The organism is Cohnella yongneupensis, from assembly GCF_042655785.1.
Taxonomy (GTDB): Bacteria; Bacillota; Bacilli; order Paenibacillales; family Paenibacillaceae; genus Cohnella; species Cohnella yongneupensis.
In genome coordinates, this window is the sequence record NZ_JBHSNC010000031.1 from 40,433 (window position 1) to 61,327 (window position 20,895).

Below are 20,895 nucleotides of genomic sequence, written 5' to 3' on the forward strand. Positions count from 1 at the left end.
GTTACGGGAGTTGGATTAGCATGAAACGTATGAACATCTTGATCGCGGACGACGAAGCGGAAATCGCGGATCTGATAGCGATGCACTTGGAGAAGGAAGGTTACTATCCGATTGTTGCGGCAGACGGGGCCGAGGCGCTCCGGGCCATTCAGACCCAGCAGATCGATTTGGCTATTTTGGACATTATGATGCCTAAGCTTGATGGCCTTGAAGTGACCCGACAAATTCGGGAGCAGCACCGGATGCCGATCATTTTCGTAAGCGCCAAAGCTTCGGATCTCGATAAAATCACGGGACTCGTTATCGGAGCCGACGATTACATGACCAAGGCTCCCGAGGGAAAGTGGTTGAAAAAGCACGCCTCGAAATACGGCTTTATTTTGCGCTATCCGAAGGACAAAACCGCGATAACGGGCATTCAGTACGAGCCTTGGCATTTTCGCTACGTGATGGACGGCAAACGTTACAAGATTGCTTATGTTCCTATTAACAGTAAGACGACGATTCGGGTGCCGAAGGATCATCGCTACGAGATTTCGGGCAACAATGTCGATGGGATTATTATGACCGTGATGCTCTAGAGCGATTGCAACTTTACTCGACTCCAATCGTCAAATGATAAGTTATGAACGCAGCGGAGAGAGGGATCAAGCGTGGTTCGTGCAAGTAGATCGAAAGCCGGGCGTATCGCGATTATTATTCTGACAATGTGCAAGCCTTCGACTGGGTCTATATGACGCCGAGGCAAATCCCGCCAGTGATGAAAGTCCATGATTACGATGGCGACGGGAAAGACGAATTATCGATCGTCCTGTACGTAGGTTCGGGTACGGGATATTCCGTCGAGCAGCTGCATATGCTTGAAATCGGTAAGGAGGAGGCTCCTTACCGAGATAATGAATTAAAAGAAACCGATTATTTAGACCAAGTCGATCAGGCAGTCCAGTTTAAAGTAATACCCGACGGCGATAAAGCGAGCGGCGAACTAACGGTCGGTTCGGAAGTTTACCCCGTAAGCTTGCCTGATTATTCGTTAAGCGAATTCGGGTCGATCAACGAAAACTTGGTATTAGGTAACATCGTCAGGTTTTCTACGGAGAACGGGACAATGATAGCGAATTTCGGAGTTGGATACACGTGCGCTAACTTCGTCTCTCCGGTGTTTTTCGGAAACCTGTACGCGAATGTGAGGTATATGGATGGTAAGTTCAGCTTATCAGACTTCCGGTTTACGGAAGACGAGCAGTGAACGAATGGAAGCGGCCTGATGCGGGAATCTTACTTCAGCGGAGGTGGATCACGCATGCAGTCGGAAGTCGCCAAACCCGAGATGACGCCGGTTCCGATCTGGCGCTGCCGAGATCAAGAGTGCAAGGTATGGATCCGGGAGGAGCTCGCGGAATCATCTACTCCGGAATGTCCGATGTGTAAAGGCGCCATGGTTCGCGGGATCAAGCACTTGCCGAAATTGATCAAGAAGCACAAATCCGCGAAGAAAAACAAGGACGCCGCGGATACATGGCTGCAGTAAGGCCACTCTCCAACTACAACCAAACCACGCCGTCCCGGCGTGGTTTGTTATTTTCCCAAGTGCATACAATGTTAGTGAGCCCATTATGGCTTAATGCCGGAGAGGTGAAGCAGCGTGAACAATATCAAAGGTTTCACGATCGGACTGCTTGCGGGGTGCGCGCTCATGTTGGCCATGCCTACGATGGCCGCGACGGTGAAGAAAAAGACGTATACGTTGACGGAAGCGGATTATCCGATCGAAGTGAACGGTTTGAAGTATGCGAATGCGCAGTTGCCTATTCTGAATTACAAAGGAAGCACCTATGTTCCGCTTCGGGCAGTCGGCGATTTGCTCGGGGCATCGGTAGAGTGGAGCGCGGCGCTCAAGAAGGTGGAAATTCGCGGCGACGGCTCGTCGGTTCAGAACAATGCTTATCGCAACATCAAAGTAAGCGGGCAAGGCGGTCATTACACCGTAACTGGCGAAGGCCGAGTATTCGAAGCCGTCATGAGTTACGCGGTCGAGGATGGGCATAACTATTTGCTGGAGCAGAACGTACAGCTGGACGAGGGCGCGCCAGCTTGGTCGCCGTTCCAGCTCAATATCGTCATACCAGCTAAGCATATCCCCAGCAACGGCACGTTAATGCTCGAATTGTTCGAATACAGCGCGAAGGACGGCACCAAAATTAACATTTTGAGCGTGCCGCTGGAGACGTTCGCACCTTAAACTGTGGCCGCTATAGGTCGGAAAAGCAGCCTTCAAGGCTGCTTTTCGTATATAATCAGGGTACAAGCTTTCAAGAAAATCAATGAAGAGGAGCAATCGCCATGCACAAGGTTACGCCGTTCCTTATGTTCCAGGAAAACAACGCGGAAGAAGCGATGAAGCTGTACACGTCTTTGATCGAGGGTTCGGAGATTACGAGCATAACTCGTTACGGGGCGAATGGACCGGGCGCGGAAGGGAGCGTTATGCGGGCGACCTTCACTTTAAAAGGGCAGGAGTATATGTGCATCGACAGCAACATCAAGCATGCGTTTACGTTTACTCCCTCGTTCTCTTTGTTCATCGATTGCGAAACGGAGGAAGAGCTCACGCGTCTTTACGAGCAGCTATCCGCAGGAGGAGGCGTCATGATGGCGCTCGGCGATTATGGCTTCAGCCGTAAATTCGGTTGGATTGCCGATAAGTTCGGCGTTTCGTGGCAGCTTAATCTTCCGCACCCATCCTAAATAGAAAACTAAATACGCCGGTTCGGCGTGTTTTTTGTTTGCGGATGGCTAGGATTGGCGCGGCTCGGTCAGCCTATTCAATATTTCGAACAGCTCGGTGAGCTTCTCCGGGGTTAGCGGAGCAAGCACCTTCTCCGCCGACTCCTGCATCGCTTTTCTCGCTTTGGAGATCAAAGGCTTCGCGGTTTCAGTTAGCTCAAGCAGCGTCGCTCGGCGGTCGTCCGGATCGGGTAGCCGTACGAGCAGATCGGCTTGCTCGAGCGCGTCGACGAATTGCGTGACGGTGCGCGGAGCGATGCCGCATTTGACCGCCATATCGCCCATTCGGATTTGGCCTGCGGCTTCGACGGTCACAAGGAAACGCAACCTGGGCCCTGTAATGGAGTCCGGCAAATCATAGGCGGCAAGAAGCGTCTCGAATTGCAGGTGCAGCCGATGGGACGTGCTAAATAGTTTTTCCATGACGTGTCCAGTCATCGGAATCGAAGAGGGAGAAGAAACATTATCTTTCATAAGGAGGGTCGAGTCCTTTCTTGACGGTCGAAATTATGTTGTGTATACTCACTATCTGAACATTTATTGTGTATACTCAGTATGAGTGGTTACAAGTTATTCTAACCGACAAGAAGCCGAATGAAAAGGAGGCGTTAGAGAGATGGATGTACCACTGATGCAAGCGATCCAATACGATCAGTTCGGCGGACCGGAAGTCATGCGTGAGATTCAAATGCCGCGACCGGTTCCGCAAAACGGAGAGGTGCTCATCCGCATCGTCGCCGCCGGCGTGTTGCCCGTCGATTGGAAAATCCGCAAAGGGTTGTTCCGCTTTCCCGTCCAATTCCCGGTTATACCGGGAACCGCGTTAGCCGGTGTCGTAGAAGCGACCGGTCCCGGAGTTACCGCTTTCCGCAAAGGACAAGAGGTTTTCGGCAGAAGCGCGGGCGGAACGTATGCGGAATATACGACGGCTCCCGTCGAATCCATCGCGCTTAAGCCTGCGTCGCTTAGCTTTGAAGGAGCGGCGTCGTTGTCCGGCGGCGCGACGACCGCTTGGAAGGCGATCGAGAACGCGGGAGTCAAGGCAGGCGATAGCGTGCTCATTCATGGCGCGGCGGGGGGAGTGGGTTTATTCGCGGTTCAATTCGCCAAATGGAAAGGTGCTCGCGTTATCGGTACGTCCGGACCCGGCAACCTCGATTTCATTCGGTCAATCGGCGTGGACGAGGCGATCGATTATACGCGGACGCCGTTCGAGCAAGCGGCATCAGACGTCGACTTCGTGCTGGACACGATCGGTGGCGAGACGTTGGAGCGATCTTGGTCCGTTATTAAACGAGGCGGAGCCCTCATCACCATCGCCGGACAACCACCGATAGACAAAGGACTAGAGCTCGGCATTCGCGTGTACCCTTCGGGTCTCGCGACCAGCCAAGACTTGGCCGACATCGCCAAGCTGATCGGCGAGGGCCATGTCAAACCGTTCGTTCAGCGCGTGTTTCCTCTCGGCGAAGTCCAGCAGGCGCATCGACTGAGTGAGAGCGGGCACGGCCGAGGGAGAATCGTTCTTCAGGTTTCCGAGTTGTAACTCGGATTCGTAATCGCCAAGCCACAATCGCTAGACGTAATCGCCAAACGTGTTCACCGAGCGACAATCGTCTGACCGCATAACCGTGCAAAGCATGCAAAAGTACAGGCTTTTGGTAGCGGCGAAAATAAATGCACTTTTGCAAGCTTTTGCTCACAAGTATTTAATGGCAGGGGGCTGGAGCTCGTATCTCACGACATTTATGCCCGAGGATCCGGTAACCGGTGATAATAATCCCTTCGCGCAAAGAGATTGCAGCGCCCGCACGGCAGTACGATGATTGACATGTAATCGAGAGGTTACATCGATCGGACGAAGAGGTCGGGCTAGCTGGCAGGCAAGGCGAATGAGTTCTTTTTCCGTGAGCGACATCGTTACAGGACCGGTATGCGCGAGTTGCGTCTGATATCGGCTGATCACCATGCGTAACAAAGTGGTTCAGAGCTCCGGCCGATGGGCTACATCATCGTACGCGAACGAAACAACTTGGAATCCCATTGCGGTCAAGAAAGTTTCTCTGTTCAATTCGTTGCAATACTTTTGCCTGTCCATGTCGCGCACGTGCGGTCCGAAGCCCTTAATTTCGATGATCAGTTTTACAGAAGGCGTCAGCCAAGCGAAATCGCAAAAATAAGATAAGCCGCGCCAATCGAGCACTTCGTACTCCGGATGCAAGTTTTCGTAATGCCCGATCAGCGGCCACCATACGTTACCGCAAAACAATTTCTCCGCATCCCTATGTCCGCGTTCCAAGCGACCTCTCCGTTCTCCCGTACGCTGCTTCAGATGAGACTGAATGAATGCTTCGTGCGCTTGATCGAATGACATTTTTCCGAATCCCCCATAAAAATAGAACGCCCCGTCTCCCATAAGAAACAGGAGCGGGACGTTCTTCGTCTCGATGACGTTATTATAGCCCGAATAACGCTGACTGGCGAGATGGTTCTATCAATTATCGCTCCGTCACCCCTTCTTCCTGAGCACCGGAGTAGCCAAAGCCGCGAACAAGCTTCCGAACAGCAATACGATTCCCGCTAGCTGCAGTCCGTTCGGAAGGAACCCCGTAACGACGATATCGAGAAGGATGGCGACCGCCGGATCTACGAACACGAGCAGCGAGACGGCGGTCGACGGCAAGTGCCGAATGCTGTGGAAGAACAGCAGGTACACGATTCCGGTATGGAGAATGCCGGTGACGATGGCGTATGTCCATTGTTCCGAGTTCAAGCTTGCGTAAGCCCCGAAATGAACGAAAGGCAGTAACAGCAAAGCCCCGATCACCATCTGCAACAGCGTCGTCGCGTATACGCTAGCATGCCGGATGCTTTTGCCTAACAGCATTGTCGCGGCATAGAAGAAGGCGGCGATAACGCCGTACAGCATGCCCTCCCAGTCCGGCGAAGCCGTGCGAAACCCGTCCGTTCCCATAATGAGTATCGTTCCGACGAAGCATCCCGTAATGCCCGCGATCGAAGCGAAGCTTAATTTATCCCGAAACAAAAAGCTGCCGGCGATCAACACGATGATAGGCGCAAGATGATACAGCGAGATCGCGATCGTCACGGAAATCATTCTGAACGATTGGAATAGAAACACCCAATTCAATAAGTTCGTAACCCCGCACGCCGCGATCAGCATCGTCTCTTTGGCTCGCCATCGCTCTTTCTTGAAGCTCCCCGTTACGATCCAAGCGGAGAATAGGAATAGTACGGCGCAGACGCAACGGACGAAGACAAGCTCGATCGCCGGCAGTCCGGAGTGCTGCGAGAAAAAGCCGACGGAGCCGAAAATCGCCATCGCCGTCGTCAGTTGAAGGATTGCGGGTTTGTTCATGAAGGATCTCCTAGGTGTCATAGCCTGTCATTATGTCATGCACTCATTATACTCCATGAAGCCGCTTTACCAACGACGGTAATGTCGCTGGTTTTTTTATTTGAGAGACGTGAATTCGGTCGGCGGAAAAGGTGTTGGGATGATCAAGATAAGCTGGCGCTTCAATCGAGTCATGCTGTACGGCGGGCTAACGATAGGGATTACGGCATATGCGTACGGTTACGGTGACTTCTTTGCGCAAACGCGGAACGAACCGGTTACCGTCGACGAATATGAAGCGGACGGTCTTCGTTATGCGTTGGTGAACGAGAAGGGAATGGATGCGTACGGAGACCGGTTAGTCGTAGAACGGGTAGAGCAAGACGGACGCCGGCAGCGAGTTTACGAGAACGATTTTAAAGATTTGAAGCCGTGGAAAATAGAAGTCGCGGACGTTGACGGGGATCGGCGGAACGAAATCATAATCGCGGTCAACAAAACGACCCATTTCGACGAGCAAGCCAAAAACTACGCCGGCAATTTGCTGTCTATTCCCGGAGACGAGTTGATGTTTATCGAGCGGATGGCCGATCAAGGGGAACGAATCGCGATTTATTATTGGCTCGACTTCGGATTCGCGTTATTGGCGGAAAGTTGAACGGTCTTCATAAAGTCGAAGAGGATTACGGCACTTATTTGGAAATGAAAGAGCCTTCCGATAAGCTGCCGGCGCAGCCCGAATGGACTAAGGCGTTCTAATCGGAAGCTAACAAAGTAGAGATCAAGCCGCTTGAGGTCGATTGGGACGCGCTGGACGAGTAGGGAGCGGCTAATAACGTTTCGCCCATTAAACAAGCCCCCGCCGGTTTAGCGGCGGGGGCTTGTTTGCTTCAAAATTTTTAGTTGTTGTAAGGATCGATCGTCTGAATGGTGCCGTCCTCGTTATACTTAAGCTCCGTATATTTCACGGAGCGCTTGTTGTCCGCGCCTCCGGATAACGAGCTGTCATGATAGAACAAATACCACTTGTCCTTGAATTGAACGATAGAGTGGTGAGTCGTCCATCCGATGACCGGGGTCAAAATCGTACCTTGGTATACGTACGGGCCTTGCGGGTTTTTGCTGATCGCGTACACGAGCTTGTGCGTCGAACCGGTGGAGTACGACAAATAGTAATAGCCGTTGTACTTGTGAACCCAAGGGCCTTCGAAGTATCTGCGCTCTTCGTCGCCTGCCGGAATCGGATCGCCGTTGCCGTCCACGATAGAGATTTCGAACGGAGTTTCCTTGAACGTTAGCATATCGTCGTTCAACTCGGCGACTCTTGGTCCTAACGACGGCTCGTTGCCGGAAGGTCCTTTAGCGTCGGGATTGAACGTGCCGGTTTGCCATTTTTCCAATTGTCCGCCCCACAGCCCGCCGAAGTACATGTACGATCTGCCGTCGTCGTCGACGAACACGGCCGGATCGATGCTGAAGCTGCCCGGAATGTAATCAGGCTGCGGATCGAACGGTCCGGCAGGGGAAGCGCTAGTGGCGACGCCGATGCGGAAAATGCCGTCTTTGTCCCTGGCAGGGAAAAACAAATAGTACGTGTTGTTCTTGTAAGCGGCGTCCGGAGCCCACAGTTGCTGGCTCGCCCAAGGAATATCGCGCAAGTGAAGCGCTTCGCCGTGGTCGACGCAAGGCGCGCCTTCGTCTTCCATGGAAAGGACGTGGTAATCTTCCATATCGTATTGGTCGCCGTTATCGTTCGAAACTTGCTCGTGATCGAGGTCGTGGGAAGGGTAAATATAAATTTTACCTTCAAATACGTGAGCGGATGGATCCGCGGTATAGATGTGCTTAACTATCGGTTCGTTGCGTTTGGTCGCGTCTGCCAACTTTATTCCTCCTTAGTAAGTGCCCTTACGAAGTGCCATGCATTGCCCCACTATTTTATCAAACAAGCTACTTTAAGGAACCCCAATAAAGTTAGGAATAATACCTATAATGTTTAGATGTTTTGCAAACGCGACCGAGACGGCGTTTATGCGCAAATCTTAGCCGGGTTATCCCGCCGTTCGTTATGATATACTGTTTATTACATATACACTTATTGCGGCAATCGTGCGAGAAAGAATGCCGGCTTCGAGGGAGAACGCTATGACGGATTTGCATAACGACGACAACTTATTAGATGAAGAAGCGCTGAATCGTTTGCCGAACGGCGCGAAGCTGAGCTGGGGAATCGTCAAGCAATCGCGGAGGGGACCGAAGGGCGAGCTAAGCATCGCGAAGATTGTTGAAGCAGCCATCGAGCTCGCGGACCGGGACGGGCTAGCCGCCGTATCGATGAACCGGGTCGCAAGCTCGCTCGGCTTTACGACGATGTCCCTATATAGATACGTGACAAGCAAAGAAGAGCTTCTCCTTCTGATGCAAGACGCGGTATGCGACAGGAATATTCCCCCGGAGCGTACCGACGGAAATTGGCGCGAGGATATGCGAGGGTACGTGCGGGCGTGCATCGAAGTGTTCGAGCAGCACCCCTGGTACGGCGACATTCCGATTAGCGGCATTCCGATCGCGCCGAACACGCTTCGATATATCGATTGGGTGATGCGCTCGATGCGGGATTTTCCGATTAACGACTTCGAGAAAATGTCGTTTCTGCTCCTGATCAGCTCCTACGCGCGGTCTTGCGGCATCATCCATCGGGATATGATGCGGGCGATTGAAGCCGGCGCATCGGCGGAAAGCTTCAGCGGAATGAGCTTCGGTCCGGCGCTCAGGCAGCTTGTCACGCCGGAACGTTATCCGGATCTGTATCCGGTGATCGCTTCGGGCGTCTATACGGGAGAACGCGAGCAAGACAATCCGATCGGCAACGATTTCGACTTCGGCTTGGAGCGAATATTGGACGGAATAGCCGTCTACTTGGAGAGCAAGGGCAAAATCGGTTAAGACGCAAAAGTCCGCGCAGGCTGCGAGTATGCAGCGATGCGCGGACTTTTTTTGGGCTTATAGCCATACTCGCCGATTAACGGCGGCCGGTTTTGCGGCGGAAGGCAAACAGGCTCCATGCGACGGCGACGGATAGGATGGCCAAGCACCAGCCTATGGCAACCCAAGCGTTCTGTTGCGCGTTTCCGGTGAGCAGTCCTCTTATCGTCTCGATGATCGGCGTAATCGGCTGATGGTTCGCGACCCCTTGCAGCCAGCTCGGCATCGTGGACGTCGGTACGAAAGCGCTCGACAAGTAGGGAAGGAATAGCAGAGCGAAGCCGTAGGCGCTAGCAGCGGCTGGGCTGCTAGTCACGAGTCCGATCGCGGCGAACAGCCAGGTGAACGCCAAGATGAACAACGCGACGACGCCGATCGCGCCAAGCCATTCCCAAGCGGAGGCCGTGGGGCGGAAGCCGACCGCAAACGCGACGCTAATGACGACGCCCGTAGCCAGCAAGTTACGGGCTACGCCGGCGACAACGTGCCCCATCACTACGCTAATGCTGCTGATCGGCATCGTACGGAACCGGTCGATAATGCCGTTCGACATGTCTTGCGCTACGTCGACCGCGGTGCTCGAGGAGCCGAAGCCCGCGCATAGCAGAATAATTCCCGGCACGACGTAATCGACAAAGTTGCCGCTAGGGTCGATCGCGCCGCCCATGACGTAGGTGAAAAGAAGCATGAGCATGACCGGAAGCACGATCGCCATGATGAGCGCTTCCGTATTGCGAAGGCTTAGCCTTAAGCTGCGGACAATGAAGACGGCGTTGGTGACGCCGAACGACGCGAATTTTTGAACGGGCTGCGAAGTAGCCGACGGTGCGTTCATACAGCCACCTCCGTTGCTTTGTTCGTCAGCGCGAGGAATACGTCTTCCATGCTCGGCTTGCGAATGCTTACTTTCGCGTTAGCCGGCATGCCGCGCATCGTCAACGCCTCATGCAAAGCGCGGTTGACGTCGACGATCGTCCCGTCCGTCGCGATTGCATGAAGAACGTCGTCGCTCTCGTCGCGAAGCTCGATAACTTCGCCGCCGACGCGAGACTTAAGCGCTTCGGCCGTGCCGGTCGCAACGATCCGGCCATCCGCCAGTACGGCGATCTGATCGGCGAGCTCATCCGCTTCCTCCAAGTATTGCGTCGTTAATAAGATCGTGATGCCTTGCAGGCGAAGCTGCTCGATAATCGACCAAAGGGCGCGTCTGCTCACGGCGTCGAGACCCGTCGTCGGTTCGTCCAAGAACAGCACCGGCCGCGGCGTGACGAGGCTGAGGGCTAGATCCAGCCGTCTCTGCATGCCCCCCGAATACGTCCTGACGTATTTGTTCGCCGAGGCCGTCAGGTCGAATGCCGCCAGCAATTCGTCCGCGCGGGCGCGCGATTGCGCTGCGGTCAACCCGCATAGCCTGCAAAGCATGCGCAAGTTTTCTTTGCCCGTAAGCGATCCGTCCACGGCAGCGAATTGACCGGTAAGGCTGATCGAGCTTCTGACGCCGTTCGGATCAGCAGCAAGATTATATCCATTTACTTGAACCGTACCCTCATCCGCGGCCGTTAATGTCGAGAGAATGTGAATGAGCGTCGTCTTGCCGGCGCCGTTCGGCCCAAGCAACGCGAATACGGTGCCGGCCGGCACGGCGAGATCGATGCCGTCAAGCACGGTATTGGAGCCGTAACGTTTGCGTAAACCAACCGTTTCGATCGCTAAGTTTTTCAGCATAGTCGGTAGTCCTCCTAATTGTATATTATATAAACAGTATATATCATATACAGTTATTTGACTACTACCATAGAGAGGAAATTTTCCGCACGCGCTTATCGGCTGATGAATTTCGCCGCAACGTCGTTGAACGCAACGGGCATGTCCGCGTTCGCGCAGCGACCCGCGCCTAGGACGACCTCGTATTCGGCGCCGGGCTCCGATTCCTGCCATAGCTTCGCGGCTTCCTTGGCGATCGGCAATGGCGATTAAGCATCCTCAGCACCCTCTTTTTACGTTCTTTTTTACTAGTTTTCGACAAAATGTGCTATCCAGATTATCCCGTTATGCTGTAAATTAGTAAGAAAAGGCTGCTGAAGGCGGTGATGGTCTTGCTCAAAGAACTAATGCTCAACTTCGCGATATTGAGCGTGTACCTATTCCTCGTCTCGTCGTGGTTCATTAGGAAATATCAGCAATCTCCTCGCTCGCTTATGTTCAGGCTGAGTGCCGGCGCGACGTTCGGCATGCTGGGCGTTATCTTGTTATTCTTTAGTATTAATGTCAATGCTCATACGCATCTAAATATGCGAGGTCCCGCCTTGATACTGGCCGCGTTTTTTGGCGGACCGGTCGGAGCGCTATTCGAGCTATTCGTCGTCTATGTCGCACGGTGGTTTAAGGAAGGCTCTCTTGACGCGGTTCAGATGGCGATCGGCGTTACGGCGGCACTGGGTACGGGAATTATTTTCTCGCGGATCAAGCGTTTCTCGGCGAAGTGGGTCGCAGGCACGCTATTCCTCTTGAACTACTACTATTTCGGCTTGTGGCTTGCCGGACAAATCCCCATCGACTTGGCAAAAAACTACATTATGTATCAGGCAGGCTACTCCGTGCTTATCGCGGGGCTGTTGTACTATCTGATCAAGAACCATGACAGCAAGAAGTTGATCGATCAAGCAGAGCAAGAAATGATCTACCTGCTGAGGATGCAACCGGGATATACGTTCCGCTTTCAGAAGAGACAGGGCAAATTTTATTACACGCTAATCGAAGGGCAATTTCTAAAGCGGATGGGCGCAGAGCCTTCCGACTTCATCGGCAAGTCTCTCGAGGAAGTTACTCTATTCAGCGAAAATTATAAGAAATTGCTCACCGAGCATTACGAGCGCGCCTGGCAAGGCGAACAGTTCTCCTACGAAATGCAGCTTTTGGACATGACGCTTCTCGTTACGCTTCATCCCGTCTTGCAAGACGGAACCGTATCGGACGTCGTCGGTACTGGAGTAGACATTTCCGATGTCAAGAAGCGCAAGGAAGCCGACGAGTCGAATATGGCAAAGAGCCGGTTTCTCGCTCAAATGAGCCATGAGATTCGTACTCCGATTAACGCGATCATCGGGCTTAACTATATTTTACAACATACTAATTTGGACGAAAGGCAACGAGACTACGCGGATAAGTCGATTACGGCTGCAAAGAGCCTGCTGGCGATCGTTAACGACGTGCTCGACTTCTCGAAGATCGAAGCGGGGAAAGTTCAACTGGAGCAAATTGAGTTCGATCTTTACGAAGTGCTGCATAATCTATCGAATCTCGTAAGCTTCAAGGCTTACGAGAAGGGGTTGAAATTCCGCTTCTCCATTCATCACGAAGTACCGCAGATGCTCGTAGGCGACCCTATCCGGTTACAGCAAGTGCTGCTTAACGTAATGAATAACGCGGTGAAGTTCACCTCCGAGGGTGAATTGGCGATTTCCGTCGGCCTTGAATCGCAACGGCAATCGCAGGCGAGCATCACATTCTCCATACGCGATACGGGGATCGGAATGTCGGCGGATCAGATAGATCGGTTATTCCATGAATTCACGCAGGCGGATATGACAACGACGCGTAAATACGGGGGAACGGGACTTGGACTCGTGATCAGCCAAAAATTCGTCGAGATGATGGGCGGAACGATCGGCGTCGAAAGCGAATTGGGCAGAGGAAGCACTTTTACGATCTCGGTACCTATGACGCCAGTCGGCAAGTCCGAAGCTTCGCATGAATACGAGCAGGATACGCGGGTCGTGCGCGTGCTGTTCGTGTGCGCGGATTTCGAAATGCAATGGGTGCTCCGCCGGCAGCTGGAACAACTCAAGTGCAGCGTGAACGTCGCTGCCGATGCGGCCGACGCCATGGACATGCTGGAACGAACGGGTCCTTACGTGATCGTGTTGTTGGATTGGAAGCTGCAGGGCGACGATCCCCTGCGATTCGCCCACAAAATCGGTAAGTTCAAATCTCCCGGACAGCCCATCGTCATGGTCATTAGCGCGTATCACGAGACGGAATTGCAGGCGGCAACGCAATCGCCCCATATCGCCAAGGCTGTTCTGTATCCGATCAGCCAATCGCAGCTCTATAACGAAATCGTCGAGCTGGTCGCGTTGCAACCCGCGTACAAGCCGAGCGCGCCAAGCGATTCAGCGAACCGCCCGCTGCAATATACCGCGCTTAAGGAAGCCGTAGTGCTTCTTGTCGAAGATAACGAAATTAATCAGATCGTCGCCCAAGAGCTGCTCAGGGAAGTCGTCGCCCGCGTCGATGTCGCGCGCGATGGGAGCGAGGCGGTCTCGCTCGCGAGCCGATCGCGTTACGACGCGATATTGATGGATTTGCAAATGCCGGTCATGGACGGATACGAAGCGACGAGGTGCATACGACAGCTGGAAGAAGGGAAAGAAGTACCGATTATCGCGATGACGGCGGACGCGATGAAGGGCGTTGAAGAGCAAGTGCTCGCGGTAGGAATGAACGCCTATATTACGAAGCCTTTCGATCCGATCGAGTTGTACAATATGCTTCAACGATTCGTCCGGAAGACGGCAACGCCGGATACGACCGCAATCCGGTCGTTGAGCGTTCAACCCGAACAGGGTAGCGGGAGGCTGGATCGGGAAGGCGCGTTGAAGCGGTTGGGAGGCAACGGGCAATTGTACGTACGGATCCTGAAAATGTTCGTGGACGTTCACGCGCGAGATGTCTCGAACGTTCGCGAAGCGATTGCCACTGGAGACTACGATAGCGCGGTCTTGCACGCTCATTCGCTCAAACGCTTAGCTTCCAATATCGGCGCGATTGCTTTGGCGGCGACGATGGCGGAAGTGCAAGCCGCCGCGCAGTGCGGAACTCCGGAGAGACTTAGCGAGCTTCTCTCGCAAGCGGACAATGAACTCGAAGCGACGATCCGCGCGACGAACGAGGCGCTATCGGAACACCGTTCTTTCGCGGAACAACCGATCGGGCTTAGCTAGCAAGCGCAGCCTCCGAGTCATTAATCGTGACTCGGAGGCTGTTTTTTATTTTGCGTTAAAGCCTTTACATTTCCAGTCGCTATCCTCTACGATGAGGAACAGAAAAAGGCGCGCGGGACACCATCAAGGCAACGAGGGCAATCGCGCAGCACGGGAGGTACGCCGGATGCGGGCAAAATGGCGCTTCAGTTATCGCAATAAGCTTATCGTATCGTTCATGCTCGTCAGTCTGTTGCCGGTGCTTGTCGTGCAGATGGTGTCGTATTACGTGTCCTCGGACGCGATGAAACGCAAGATCGACGTGCTCGTGCATGCCAATCTGCTTCAGACGTCCAAAAACCTGGATACTTCCCTGCTCGCCTACGACGATCTATTGTTCCAAATCATTACGAACGACGACGTGATCAGGCTAGTGAAAGAAGTTAACGTGCCGGGCGAAGACGTCGAGCTAAGCAAACGAAAGCTGATCAATATGTTATCCTCCTACTCCTATGCCAAATACGGGATCCGCAGCGTCGCGATTTTCACGAAGAGCGGCGCGCTCGTCTGCTACGATCAACAGACGGGGTCGCCGTACGACAATCTCTGGTCGGGTACTCCGAATTTAACCGGTCTTCCGCTATACAAGATGGCCGACGCTCATCCTTCCGGAAGCATCATTACCGTCCCGGAGAAAATCGACTCGCTCAGGGAGAGCGAACAGTACGGTTTCCACTTGGCGAGAAAGCTGACGGACTTGAACGCGGCCAGCCTGGACGGAATCGGCGTCGTCGTTATTACCGTCTACGAGTCGGTGCTGGCGAAGGCAATCAATCTGAACGAGCCCGAAGACGGAATCGCGGCACGAATCGATAACCGTAACTTCCTTACGGACGCGAACGGATTGATCATTTCATCTCCCGACAAGAGCAGCATCGGCAAGAACGTCGCCGATATCCGCTCCGGAACGACGATCAGCAATACGTTCGTGAACCCGCGCAGCGGGATGACGATCTATAACTTGATCGATCAGAACGAGCTGTTCAGCGAAATGTACACGATGCGCCGGCTCACGATCATCGTCGGAATCGCCGCGCTCGTATTGGCGGCTATTTTAATCTATTACTTCTCCGGCAAGCTGTCCGCGTCGATTCGCAAAGTCGTCAAGGCGATGCGAATCGCCAGCCAGGGCGCGCTGACGGTGCAAGTCGAACATGCGTCCAAGGACGAAATATCGGCGATCGCGTTCAATTTCAATAAAATGATGACTACGGTGAACGACCTGATGGCGGAAGTTAAGGATACGGGCGAGAAACGCAAAGAAGCCGAAATCCGCGCGCTCGAAGCGCAGATCAATCCGCATTTTCTATACAATTCGCTAGATTCCATCAACTGGCTCGCGATCGAAAAAGACGAGCACCAGATCAGCGAAATGCTGAAAGGGCTTGCGCAAATTCTCAGATATAGCATCAAGGACAGCAACAAGCCGGTGAGCGTGCGGGAGGAGCTGGAGTGGATGGACCGGTACGTGTTCTTGCAATTGCACCGGTTCCGTTCCTCGTTCGTCTGCACGGTGGACAAGGACGAACAAGCGCTCGATTGCGTTATGCCTAAGCTAATCTTGCAGCCGTTCATCGAGAACGCGATCATCCACGGCTTCTCCGGCGTGAAGCAAGGGGGCAGGCTGCACATCGGCATAAGGATGCTGACGGAGCACGAACGCGCGATCGAGATTACGATCGAAGACAACGGCAACGGCATGGACGAGGCTAAGCTGGCCGGACTACAAGCCGGAAGCGTCGCGGACGGAGGTGCCGGAGGCGGTACGGGCATCGGCATCCGCAACGTCATAGACCGACTTCGGATGTATTACGGGGACGCCGCCTCATGCCATATTCATAGCCGGCCGGGACAAGGAACGACCGTACGCATTATCGTGCCAATGATTCGCGAAGGGGAGCTGGCATCATGAGAATCGTCGTCATCGAGGACGAAGATAACACGAGAATCGGCATCATCAACTTAATCCGCAAGCTTTCGGAATCTTACGAAGTCGTCGGAGAGGCGGACAACGGGGAAGACGGCATGCGGCTCATCGAGCGGACGCGGCCGGATCTCGTATTCGCGGACATCAAGATGCCGCAGCTGAGCGGAATCGAAATGCTGGAAGCGCTGAAGTCGAAAGGACACCGCCATAAGACGGTTATCCTGACGGGCTTCTCGGAGTACGAATACGCGAAAAAAGCGTTGCAGCTAGGCGTGTTCGAGTTTTTGGAGAAACCGATCACCGCGGGAGACCTGAGGGCGACATTAGAAAAGGCGAAGCAGGATCTGGCCTTGCAGCAGATCGCCGGCATTCCCGGAGGCGACGCGTCCGCGCGGCTGGAGCACCTGCTATCGCGACTCGTAGCGCAGCAGGACGCTATCGATCCCGCGCTGTTGCCGACGCTTGCGGAGCAGGCGGCTTCTTTGTTTGAGTCCGCTCCGCTGCATTTGGCGTGCGTTTATTTGGGCGACGGCTACGAGGCGAATGCCGCCGTCATGCAAAAGCGCCTTGGGGAGTGGCTAAGCCGCGTCGGACGATATGTCGTCTTCGCCGTGCCGCAGGAGCAGACGCTCGTGGCGATCGTGCAGCTGGCGGATTCGGGAGCGGATTTTGCGGGTTACGCGCAGCGAGAGTTACTTCCTGCGGCGAGATTCGTCTGGCGCGAGGCGGTCATCAGCTGCTCGGACGTCGCGGATCTTTCCGGACTGAAGGAAGGCTTCGACGCGCTTCGGGCGTTGCGCAGCTGGTTTATCGTCATCGACGGATCCAAGCTAGTACTGACGGAAGCGGCGGTCAAAGCCCATGCGTGCGAGCCGTTGCCTTTTCCGCATACGCTGGAAAGCAAGCTGAAGATCGCGATTACCGAACGCAAGCCGGCGGAAGCGAAGCGGTTATTCGAAGATTGGCTGCGAACCTGCTTTACGGGCCGGTTCGAGCCTCGGCATACGATCGACGTATCGGTACGGCTCGTCACGTCCGTCTTGCAGACGATCGGGGAGCTGTATGGCGAAGAGTGGGTTTTCCACTACCAGCAAGTATGGCTGAATCCGATCATGGCGACGCAGACGCGCGCCGAGCTTGCCGAAGCGTTCTCCGTTATCTCGAATCAAATCGCCGACATCGGACAAGCGTCCCTGTCCGCGCCCTATAGCCTCATTGTGCAAAAAACGGTACGACTTATCCACGATAGGTACCAAGACGGCATTACTTTGGAGGAAATCGCGTCGCTGTTGCACATTACGCCAGAGTATTTGAGCGGGTTGTTCACCAAGGAAGTGAAAAGCAATTTCTCGGCGTACGTCAAAGATTACCGCATCCGCAAAGCAAAGACGCTGCTTCGCAACCCCGAGCTGCGGATGTTCGAGATCGCACGAATGGTCGGCTATCCCGATCCCAAATATTTCTCACGCGTATTCAAGGAGATGACCGGGCTTACGCCCGCCGAATACCAGAAGCTGAACGTGACAGGGTAGCGAGGACGTTAGCGGCACCGCATAACGCTTATCGTCCGCGCGTCGCAAACCAAGCTTAGATATGTCCACCTTTATTAGCTATTTCAAATTTCTGAAACGCTTACATTCCAATAAACTGAAGTCGTACTAAACAAACCTCAAGGGGGCACCACAGTGAAACGAACGAGTTTATGGGTGTTGGCAGTCCTGTTGGTCGCGATGCTGGCGCTGGCCGGATGCGGGTCGAACAACGATAACGGCAACAAAGCGAGCAACGCAAGCGACAGCGTCGCATCGCCTGCCGCATCGCCGAGCGAGACGACGGCAGCGAGCGGCGATGCCGCGCAAGAGAAGAAGAAGCTGACGCTCTGGTTCTACTTCGAGGGCAAATCGCAATTCGACATCATCAAGGGCCTAACGGACGGCTTTACCGCGAAAAACCCGAATATCGAAGTCGAGCCGGTGTACATTCCGTTCGCGGACTTCAAAAAACGTTTGTCGGTAGGCTTGGCCGCCGCGGACTTGCCGGACATCGTTATCATCGATAACCCCGATCATGCCGCTTACGCCGCGATGGGATTGTTCGCGGACATTACGGATCAGATCGCGGACTGGACGGACAAAGATCAATTTTTCGAAGGGCCGTGGAAATCCGCTTCTTACGACGGCAAGCAATACGGCATCCCGCTCGGCAGCAACAACCTTGCGCTCTACTACAACGAGAAGATGCTTGCCGATGCAGGCGTAACGCCTCCGCAAACTTGGGATGAGCTTCGCGACGTCGCGAAGAAGCTGACCAAAGACGGCGTCAAGGGACTCGGCATCAGCGCTCCGCAAAACGAAGAAGGCACGTTCCAATTCTTGCCTTGGCTTCTCTCGACCGGTGCTAATTTCGATAAAGTCGCTGGCGATGGAGCAAAAGCTTACGGCATCTTGGCCGATCTGATCAAAGACGGCTCCATGAGCAAGGAAGTCATCAACTGGACGCAGTCCGACGTGATGAAGCAATTCGCGGCAGGCAAGCTGGCGATGATGGTCAATGGGCCATGGCAATTGCCTGAGCTCGCGAAAACGGCACCAGACCTGAAGTTCGGACTGGCGTTCGTACCTAAGGATAAACAGTTCGCTTCCGTGCTCGGCGGCGAGAACCTGGGCGTCGTCGCTGGCGACAACGTGAAGGAAGCGGTCGAATTCATCAAGTACGTCGCCTCCCCGGACGTGAACAAGAAATTCGCGCAAGATTTCGGTTACTTCCCGGCTCGTAAAGACGTCGCTAGCGATGCTTATTGGTCGAACAACCCGCAGCTTAAAGTGTTCGCGGAAAACATGGCGAACGCGCAGCCTCGCGGTCCGCATCCGAAATGGCCGGAAATTTCGAACGCGATTTCCGAAGCGCTCAGCAAGTCGTTGACGTTAGGCGTGGCTCCTGAACAAGCCGCCGCCGAAGCGCAAACGAAGATCGACGCGATCATGGCAAACAAGTAAATAATCGAGGCAAAGAAGGGAGTACATGTGTTGATTCCATGTACTCCATTTTTATTAAGGTGGTGGCATCATGACTAAAGTGAAGGAACGATGGGCCGGGTATGCGTTCGTGCTGCCGGCGCTCGCATTCATGCTTCTATTCGTCGGCTATCCGATCGTCGACAACATCCGATTAAGTCTATTCGACGTTAACGTCATGAATTTGTCCAAGGGCGGCCAGCCTTTCGTCGGCTTGGACAATTATAAAGAATTGTTCCGCGAAGGGACGATCAAGACGGCGCTCTACAATACGCTCGTATTCACGGTCGCCTGCCTTGCGCTTCAATTCGTTATCGGGCTCGCTTTCGCGATGCTGTTCAACCTCAAATTCCGCATGGCGAGACGCTTCCGGGGTATCGTCATGATCAGCTGGCTGCTGCCGGCGACGATTACGGCGATGATGTTCAAGTTCATGTTCAGCTCGGGAGGCATCATTAACGACACGCTGCTCCGGCTGCATTTTATCGACAGTCCGATCGAGTGGCTGGTCAACTCGGGGACCGCGATGTTCACGATCGTGCTCGCCAATACGTGGGTCGGCATCCCGTTCAACATGATTTTGCTGACGACGGCACTGACGACTATTCCGAGAGATATTTACGAGAGCGCGGCAATCGACGGCGCTCGGGCGACGCAGCGGTTTTTCCGGATTACGCTCCCGCTTTTGAAACCCGCCATTATGTCGTTGCTCGTACTCGGCTTTATTTATACGTTCAAAGTATTTGATCTCGTGCTTATCGTCACGCACGGAGGTCCGGTCAACGCGACGCAGATGATGTCCACTTACGCCTACAAGCTATCGTTCGACTTGTTTAAGTACAGTCAAGGCGCGGCCGCGGCCAACGTCATGTTCGTCGTGCTGCTCGTCGTCGGTCTTGTCTATATGCGGTTGCTTAGCAAGGAGGAACGGTCATGAGCACATTGCGCCGGCAAGCGCCTTGGGCGTTGCCCCTCGTCAGTCTTGTAATCGTGGCTGCGTTCTTGTTCCCGCTTTATTGGCTAATCGTAACTTCCTTTAAATCCGAGGCGGAAATTTTTCAGACGCCGCAAACTTGGTTCCCGAGCGTCATTCACTTGGAGTCGTACACCGATCAGTTATCGGGCTCGTCCTTCGACATTCTCGAGGGCTTCCGCAATAGCTTGTACATCGCTCTCGGCGCGCTCGCGATCTCGACGGTGCTAGCGATTCCGGCCGCTTACGGGGTAGCCCGGTTCCGCTTCGCGGGCAGGCATGTCATCGTCCTGATGTTTCTGGTCACGCAGATGCTCCCGGCATCGCTGTTGCTGACGCCGCTATTCATTCTATTCAAGCACCTCGGACTCATCGGTCCGAATTACTGGAGCACGATTCTTGCCAACGCGACGGCAGGCATTCCGTTCTCCGTCGTCATCCTGCGGACTTACTTCATCACGCTGCCGAAGGAGCTGGAAGAGTCGGCGAAAATCGACGGCTGCGGCACGTTTTCCACGTTTACCCGCATCATGCTTCCGATCGCGGTTCCCGGCATCGTCGTCGCGATGGTGTTCTCGTTCCTATTCGCATGGGGCGACCTCATCTACGGCATGACGTTCATCGGCAAAGAATCGATGCGTCCGATTACGGCCGGCATCTACAATTTCCTCGGCTTCCAGAGCACTTCATGGAACAATACGATGGCGTTCGGCACGGTCAGCATGCTTCCGGTGGCGTTGCTATTCATTTTCGTACAGCGTTATATCGTCAGCGGACTGACGAACGGCGCCGTGAAAGGATAGGTTACG

At 54.0% G+C, this 20,895-nt stretch carries 21 protein-coding genes; 14 read left to right on the forward strand and 7 right to left on the reverse strand.

Annotation, left to right across the window (positions count from 1 at the left end; genetic code table 11):
* Positions 1-29: 29 nt before the first annotated feature.
* The 5 genes from ACFPQ4_RS10365 (at position 30) to ACFPQ4_RS10385 (ending at position 2,748) form a co-directional block, all read left to right on the forward strand.
* Positions 30-581, forward strand: coding sequence for a response regulator (locus tag ACFPQ4_RS10365; RefSeq protein ID WP_378111852.1), 552 nt, complete (start codon positions 30-32; stop codon positions 579-581).
* A gap of 176 nt (positions 582-757) precedes the next feature.
* Entirely contained in the window at positions 758-1,249 is a 492-nt protein-coding gene (locus ACFPQ4_RS10370) for a hypothetical protein (protein WP_378111769.1), read from the forward strand.
* Positions 1,250-1,303: 54 nt separating this feature from the next.
* On the forward strand, positions 1,304-1,531 hold the full coding sequence (locus tag ACFPQ4_RS10375) for a cold-inducible protein YdjO-related protein (RefSeq protein WP_378111770.1): 228 nt from the start codon (positions 1,304-1,306) through the stop codon (positions 1,529-1,531).
* Between the two features lie 114 nt (positions 1,532-1,645).
* Positions 1,646-2,242: a Gmad2 immunoglobulin-like domain-containing protein gene (locus ACFPQ4_RS10380; protein WP_378111771.1), complete on the forward strand. Its 597-nt coding sequence runs from the start codon at positions 1,646-1,648 to the stop codon at positions 2,240-2,242.
* 101 nt (positions 2,243-2,343) lie between these two features.
* Positions 2,344-2,748, forward strand: coding sequence for a VOC family protein (locus ACFPQ4_RS10385; protein ID WP_378111772.1), 405 nt, complete (start codon positions 2,344-2,346; stop codon positions 2,746-2,748).
* A 48-nt stretch (positions 2,749-2,796) separates the two neighbouring features.
* On the opposite strand, the gene ACFPQ4_RS10390 is transcribed toward ACFPQ4_RS10385, so the two are convergent.
* Positions 2,797-3,210: a MarR family winged helix-turn-helix transcriptional regulator gene (locus ACFPQ4_RS10390; protein WP_378111773.1), complete on the reverse strand. Its 414-nt coding sequence runs from the start codon at positions 3,208-3,210 to the stop codon at positions 2,797-2,799.
* Between the two features lie 193 nt (positions 3,211-3,403).
* On the opposite strand from ACFPQ4_RS10390, the gene ACFPQ4_RS10395 reads away from it, so the two are divergent.
* Positions 3,404-4,333, forward strand: a complete 930-nt coding sequence (locus ACFPQ4_RS10395) for an NADP-dependent oxidoreductase (protein WP_378111774.1) — start codon at positions 3,404-3,406, stop codon at positions 4,331-4,333.
* A gap of 438 nt (positions 4,334-4,771) precedes the next feature.
* On the opposite strand, the gene ACFPQ4_RS10400 is transcribed toward ACFPQ4_RS10395, so the two are convergent.
* Both ACFPQ4_RS10400 and ACFPQ4_RS10405 read right to left on the reverse strand, forming a co-directional pair.
* Complete coding sequence (locus tag ACFPQ4_RS10400) at positions 4,772-5,161, reverse strand: DUF559 domain-containing protein (protein WP_378111775.1); 390 nt, start codon at positions 5,159-5,161, stop codon at positions 4,772-4,774.
* A 135-nt stretch (positions 5,162-5,296) separates the two neighbouring features.
* Complete coding sequence (locus ACFPQ4_RS10405; protein WP_378111776.1) at positions 5,297-6,166, reverse strand: DMT family transporter; 870 nt, start codon at positions 6,164-6,166, stop codon at positions 5,297-5,299.
* A 139-nt stretch (positions 6,167-6,305) separates the two neighbouring features.
* Here ACFPQ4_RS10405 and ACFPQ4_RS10410 point away from each other — a divergent pair, with 139 nt between their 5' ends.
* The gene (locus ACFPQ4_RS10410) at positions 6,306-6,803 is read left to right on the forward strand and encodes a hypothetical protein (protein ID WP_378111777.1); all 498 of its coding nucleotides are present in this window, start codon (positions 6,306-6,308) and stop codon (positions 6,801-6,803) included.
* Between the two features lie 241 nt (positions 6,804-7,044).
* Here ACFPQ4_RS10410 and ACFPQ4_RS10415 read toward each other — a convergent pair whose 3' ends face one another.
* The gene (locus tag ACFPQ4_RS10415; RefSeq protein WP_378111779.1) at positions 7,045-8,028 is read right to left on the reverse strand and encodes a glycoside hydrolase family 43 protein; all 984 of its coding nucleotides are present in this window, start codon (positions 8,026-8,028) and stop codon (positions 7,045-7,047) included.
* A 262-nt stretch (positions 8,029-8,290) separates the two neighbouring features.
* Here ACFPQ4_RS10415 and ACFPQ4_RS10420 point away from each other — a divergent pair, with 262 nt between their 5' ends.
* A complete protein-coding gene (locus ACFPQ4_RS10420; RefSeq protein WP_378111780.1) occupies positions 8,291-9,091 on the forward strand; it encodes a TetR/AcrR family transcriptional regulator in 801 nt (266 codons plus the stop codon).
* Between the two features lie 76 nt (positions 9,092-9,167).
* On the opposite strand, the gene ACFPQ4_RS10425 is transcribed toward ACFPQ4_RS10420, so the two are convergent.
* The 3 genes from ACFPQ4_RS10425 to ACFPQ4_RS10435 all read right to left on the reverse strand — a co-directional run bounded on the left by ACFPQ4_RS10425 (position 9,168) and on the right by ACFPQ4_RS10435 (position 11,097).
* Complete coding sequence (locus ACFPQ4_RS10425; RefSeq protein WP_378111781.1) at positions 9,168-9,965, reverse strand: ABC transporter permease; 798 nt, start codon at positions 9,963-9,965, stop codon at positions 9,168-9,170.
* The gene (locus ACFPQ4_RS10430) at positions 9,962-10,855 is read right to left on the reverse strand and encodes an ABC transporter ATP-binding protein (RefSeq protein ID WP_465251453.1); all 894 of its coding nucleotides are present in this window, start codon (positions 10,853-10,855) and stop codon (positions 9,962-9,964) included. The genes ACFPQ4_RS10425 and ACFPQ4_RS10430 overlap by 4 nt, the downstream gene beginning before the upstream one ends.
* A 95-nt stretch (positions 10,856-10,950) precedes the next feature.
* Complete coding sequence (locus ACFPQ4_RS10435) at positions 10,951-11,097, reverse strand: hypothetical protein (RefSeq protein ID WP_378111782.1); 147 nt, start codon at positions 11,095-11,097, stop codon at positions 10,951-10,953.
* Between the two features lie 129 nt (positions 11,098-11,226).
* On the opposite strand from ACFPQ4_RS10435, the gene ACFPQ4_RS10440 reads away from it, so the two are divergent.
* The 6 genes from ACFPQ4_RS10440 (at position 11,227) to ACFPQ4_RS10465 (ending at position 20,889) form a co-directional block, all read left to right on the forward strand.
* Positions 11,227-14,133 (forward strand): response regulator, encoded by a 2,907-nt coding sequence (locus ACFPQ4_RS10440; RefSeq protein ID WP_378111783.1) that lies wholly within the window; start codon positions 11,227-11,229, stop codon positions 14,131-14,133.
* Between the two features lie 166 nt (positions 14,134-14,299).
* A complete protein-coding gene (locus tag ACFPQ4_RS10445; protein WP_378111784.1) occupies positions 14,300-16,084 on the forward strand; it encodes a cache domain-containing sensor histidine kinase in 1,785 nt (594 codons plus the stop codon).
* Positions 16,081-17,631, forward strand: a complete 1,551-nt coding sequence (locus tag ACFPQ4_RS10450; protein WP_378111785.1) for a response regulator — start codon at positions 16,081-16,083, stop codon at positions 17,629-17,631. The genes ACFPQ4_RS10445 and ACFPQ4_RS10450 overlap by 4 nt, the downstream gene beginning before the upstream one ends.
* Positions 17,632-17,784: 153 nt before the next feature.
* Positions 17,785-19,095, forward strand: a complete 1,311-nt coding sequence (locus ACFPQ4_RS10455; protein ID WP_378111786.1) for an ABC transporter substrate-binding protein — start codon at positions 17,785-17,787, stop codon at positions 19,093-19,095.
* Positions 19,096-19,165: 70 nt separating this feature from the next.
* Positions 19,166-20,050 (forward strand): carbohydrate ABC transporter permease, encoded by an 885-nt coding sequence (locus tag ACFPQ4_RS10460; protein WP_378111787.1) that lies wholly within the window; start codon positions 19,166-19,168, stop codon positions 20,048-20,050.
* Complete coding sequence (locus ACFPQ4_RS10465) at positions 20,047-20,889, forward strand: carbohydrate ABC transporter permease (protein WP_378111789.1); 843 nt, start codon at positions 20,047-20,049, stop codon at positions 20,887-20,889. The genes ACFPQ4_RS10460 and ACFPQ4_RS10465 overlap by 4 nt, the downstream gene beginning before the upstream one ends.
* Positions 20,890-20,895: the final 6 nt, after the last annotated feature.

Coding starts and splice junctions, on each gene's coding strand:
- ACFPQ4_RS10365 (WP_378111852.1), top strand. CDS start 30: ATGAACATCTTGATCGCGGACGACGAAGCGGAAATCGCGGATCTGATA.
- ACFPQ4_RS10375 (WP_378111770.1), top strand. CDS start 1,304: ATGCAGTCGGAAGTCGCCAAACCCGAGATGACGCCGGTTCCGATCTGG.
- ACFPQ4_RS10385 (WP_378111772.1), top strand. CDS start 2,344: ATGCACAAGGTTACGCCGTTCCTTATGTTCCAGGAAAACAACGCGGAA.
- ACFPQ4_RS10390 (WP_378111773.1), bottom strand. CDS start 3,210: ATGGAAAAACTATTTAGCACGTCCCATCGGCTGCACCTGCAATTCGAG.
- ACFPQ4_RS10395 (WP_378111774.1), top strand. CDS start 3,404: ATGGATGTACCACTGATGCAAGCGATCCAATACGATCAGTTCGGCGGA.
- ACFPQ4_RS10400 (WP_378111775.1), bottom strand. CDS start 5,161: ATGTCATTCGATCAAGCGCACGAAGCATTCATTCAGTCTCATCTGAAG.
- ACFPQ4_RS10405 (WP_378111776.1), bottom strand. CDS start 6,166: ATGAACAAACCCGCAATCCTTCAACTGACGACGGCGATGGCGATTTTC.
- ACFPQ4_RS10410 (WP_378111777.1), top strand. CDS start 6,306: ATGATCAAGATAAGCTGGCGCTTCAATCGAGTCATGCTGTACGGCGGG.
- ACFPQ4_RS10420 (WP_378111780.1), top strand. CDS start 8,291: ATGACGGATTTGCATAACGACGACAACTTATTAGATGAAGAAGCGCTG.
- ACFPQ4_RS10425 (WP_378111781.1), bottom strand. CDS start 9,965: ATGAACGCACCGTCGGCTACTTCGCAGCCCGTTCAAAAATTCGCGTCG.
- ACFPQ4_RS10430 (WP_465251453.1), bottom strand. CDS start 10,855: ATGCTGAAAAACTTAGCGATCGAAACGGTTGGTTTACGCAAACGTTAC.
- ACFPQ4_RS10445 (WP_378111784.1), top strand. CDS start 14,300: ATGCGGGCAAAATGGCGCTTCAGTTATCGCAATAAGCTTATCGTATCG.
- ACFPQ4_RS10450 (WP_378111785.1), top strand. CDS start 16,081: ATGAGAATCGTCGTCATCGAGGACGAAGATAACACGAGAATCGGCATC.
- ACFPQ4_RS10460 (WP_378111787.1), top strand. CDS start 19,166: ATGACTAAAGTGAAGGAACGATGGGCCGGGTATGCGTTCGTGCTGCCG.
- ACFPQ4_RS10465 (WP_378111789.1), top strand. CDS start 20,047: ATGAGCACATTGCGCCGGCAAGCGCCTTGGGCGTTGCCCCTCGTCAGT.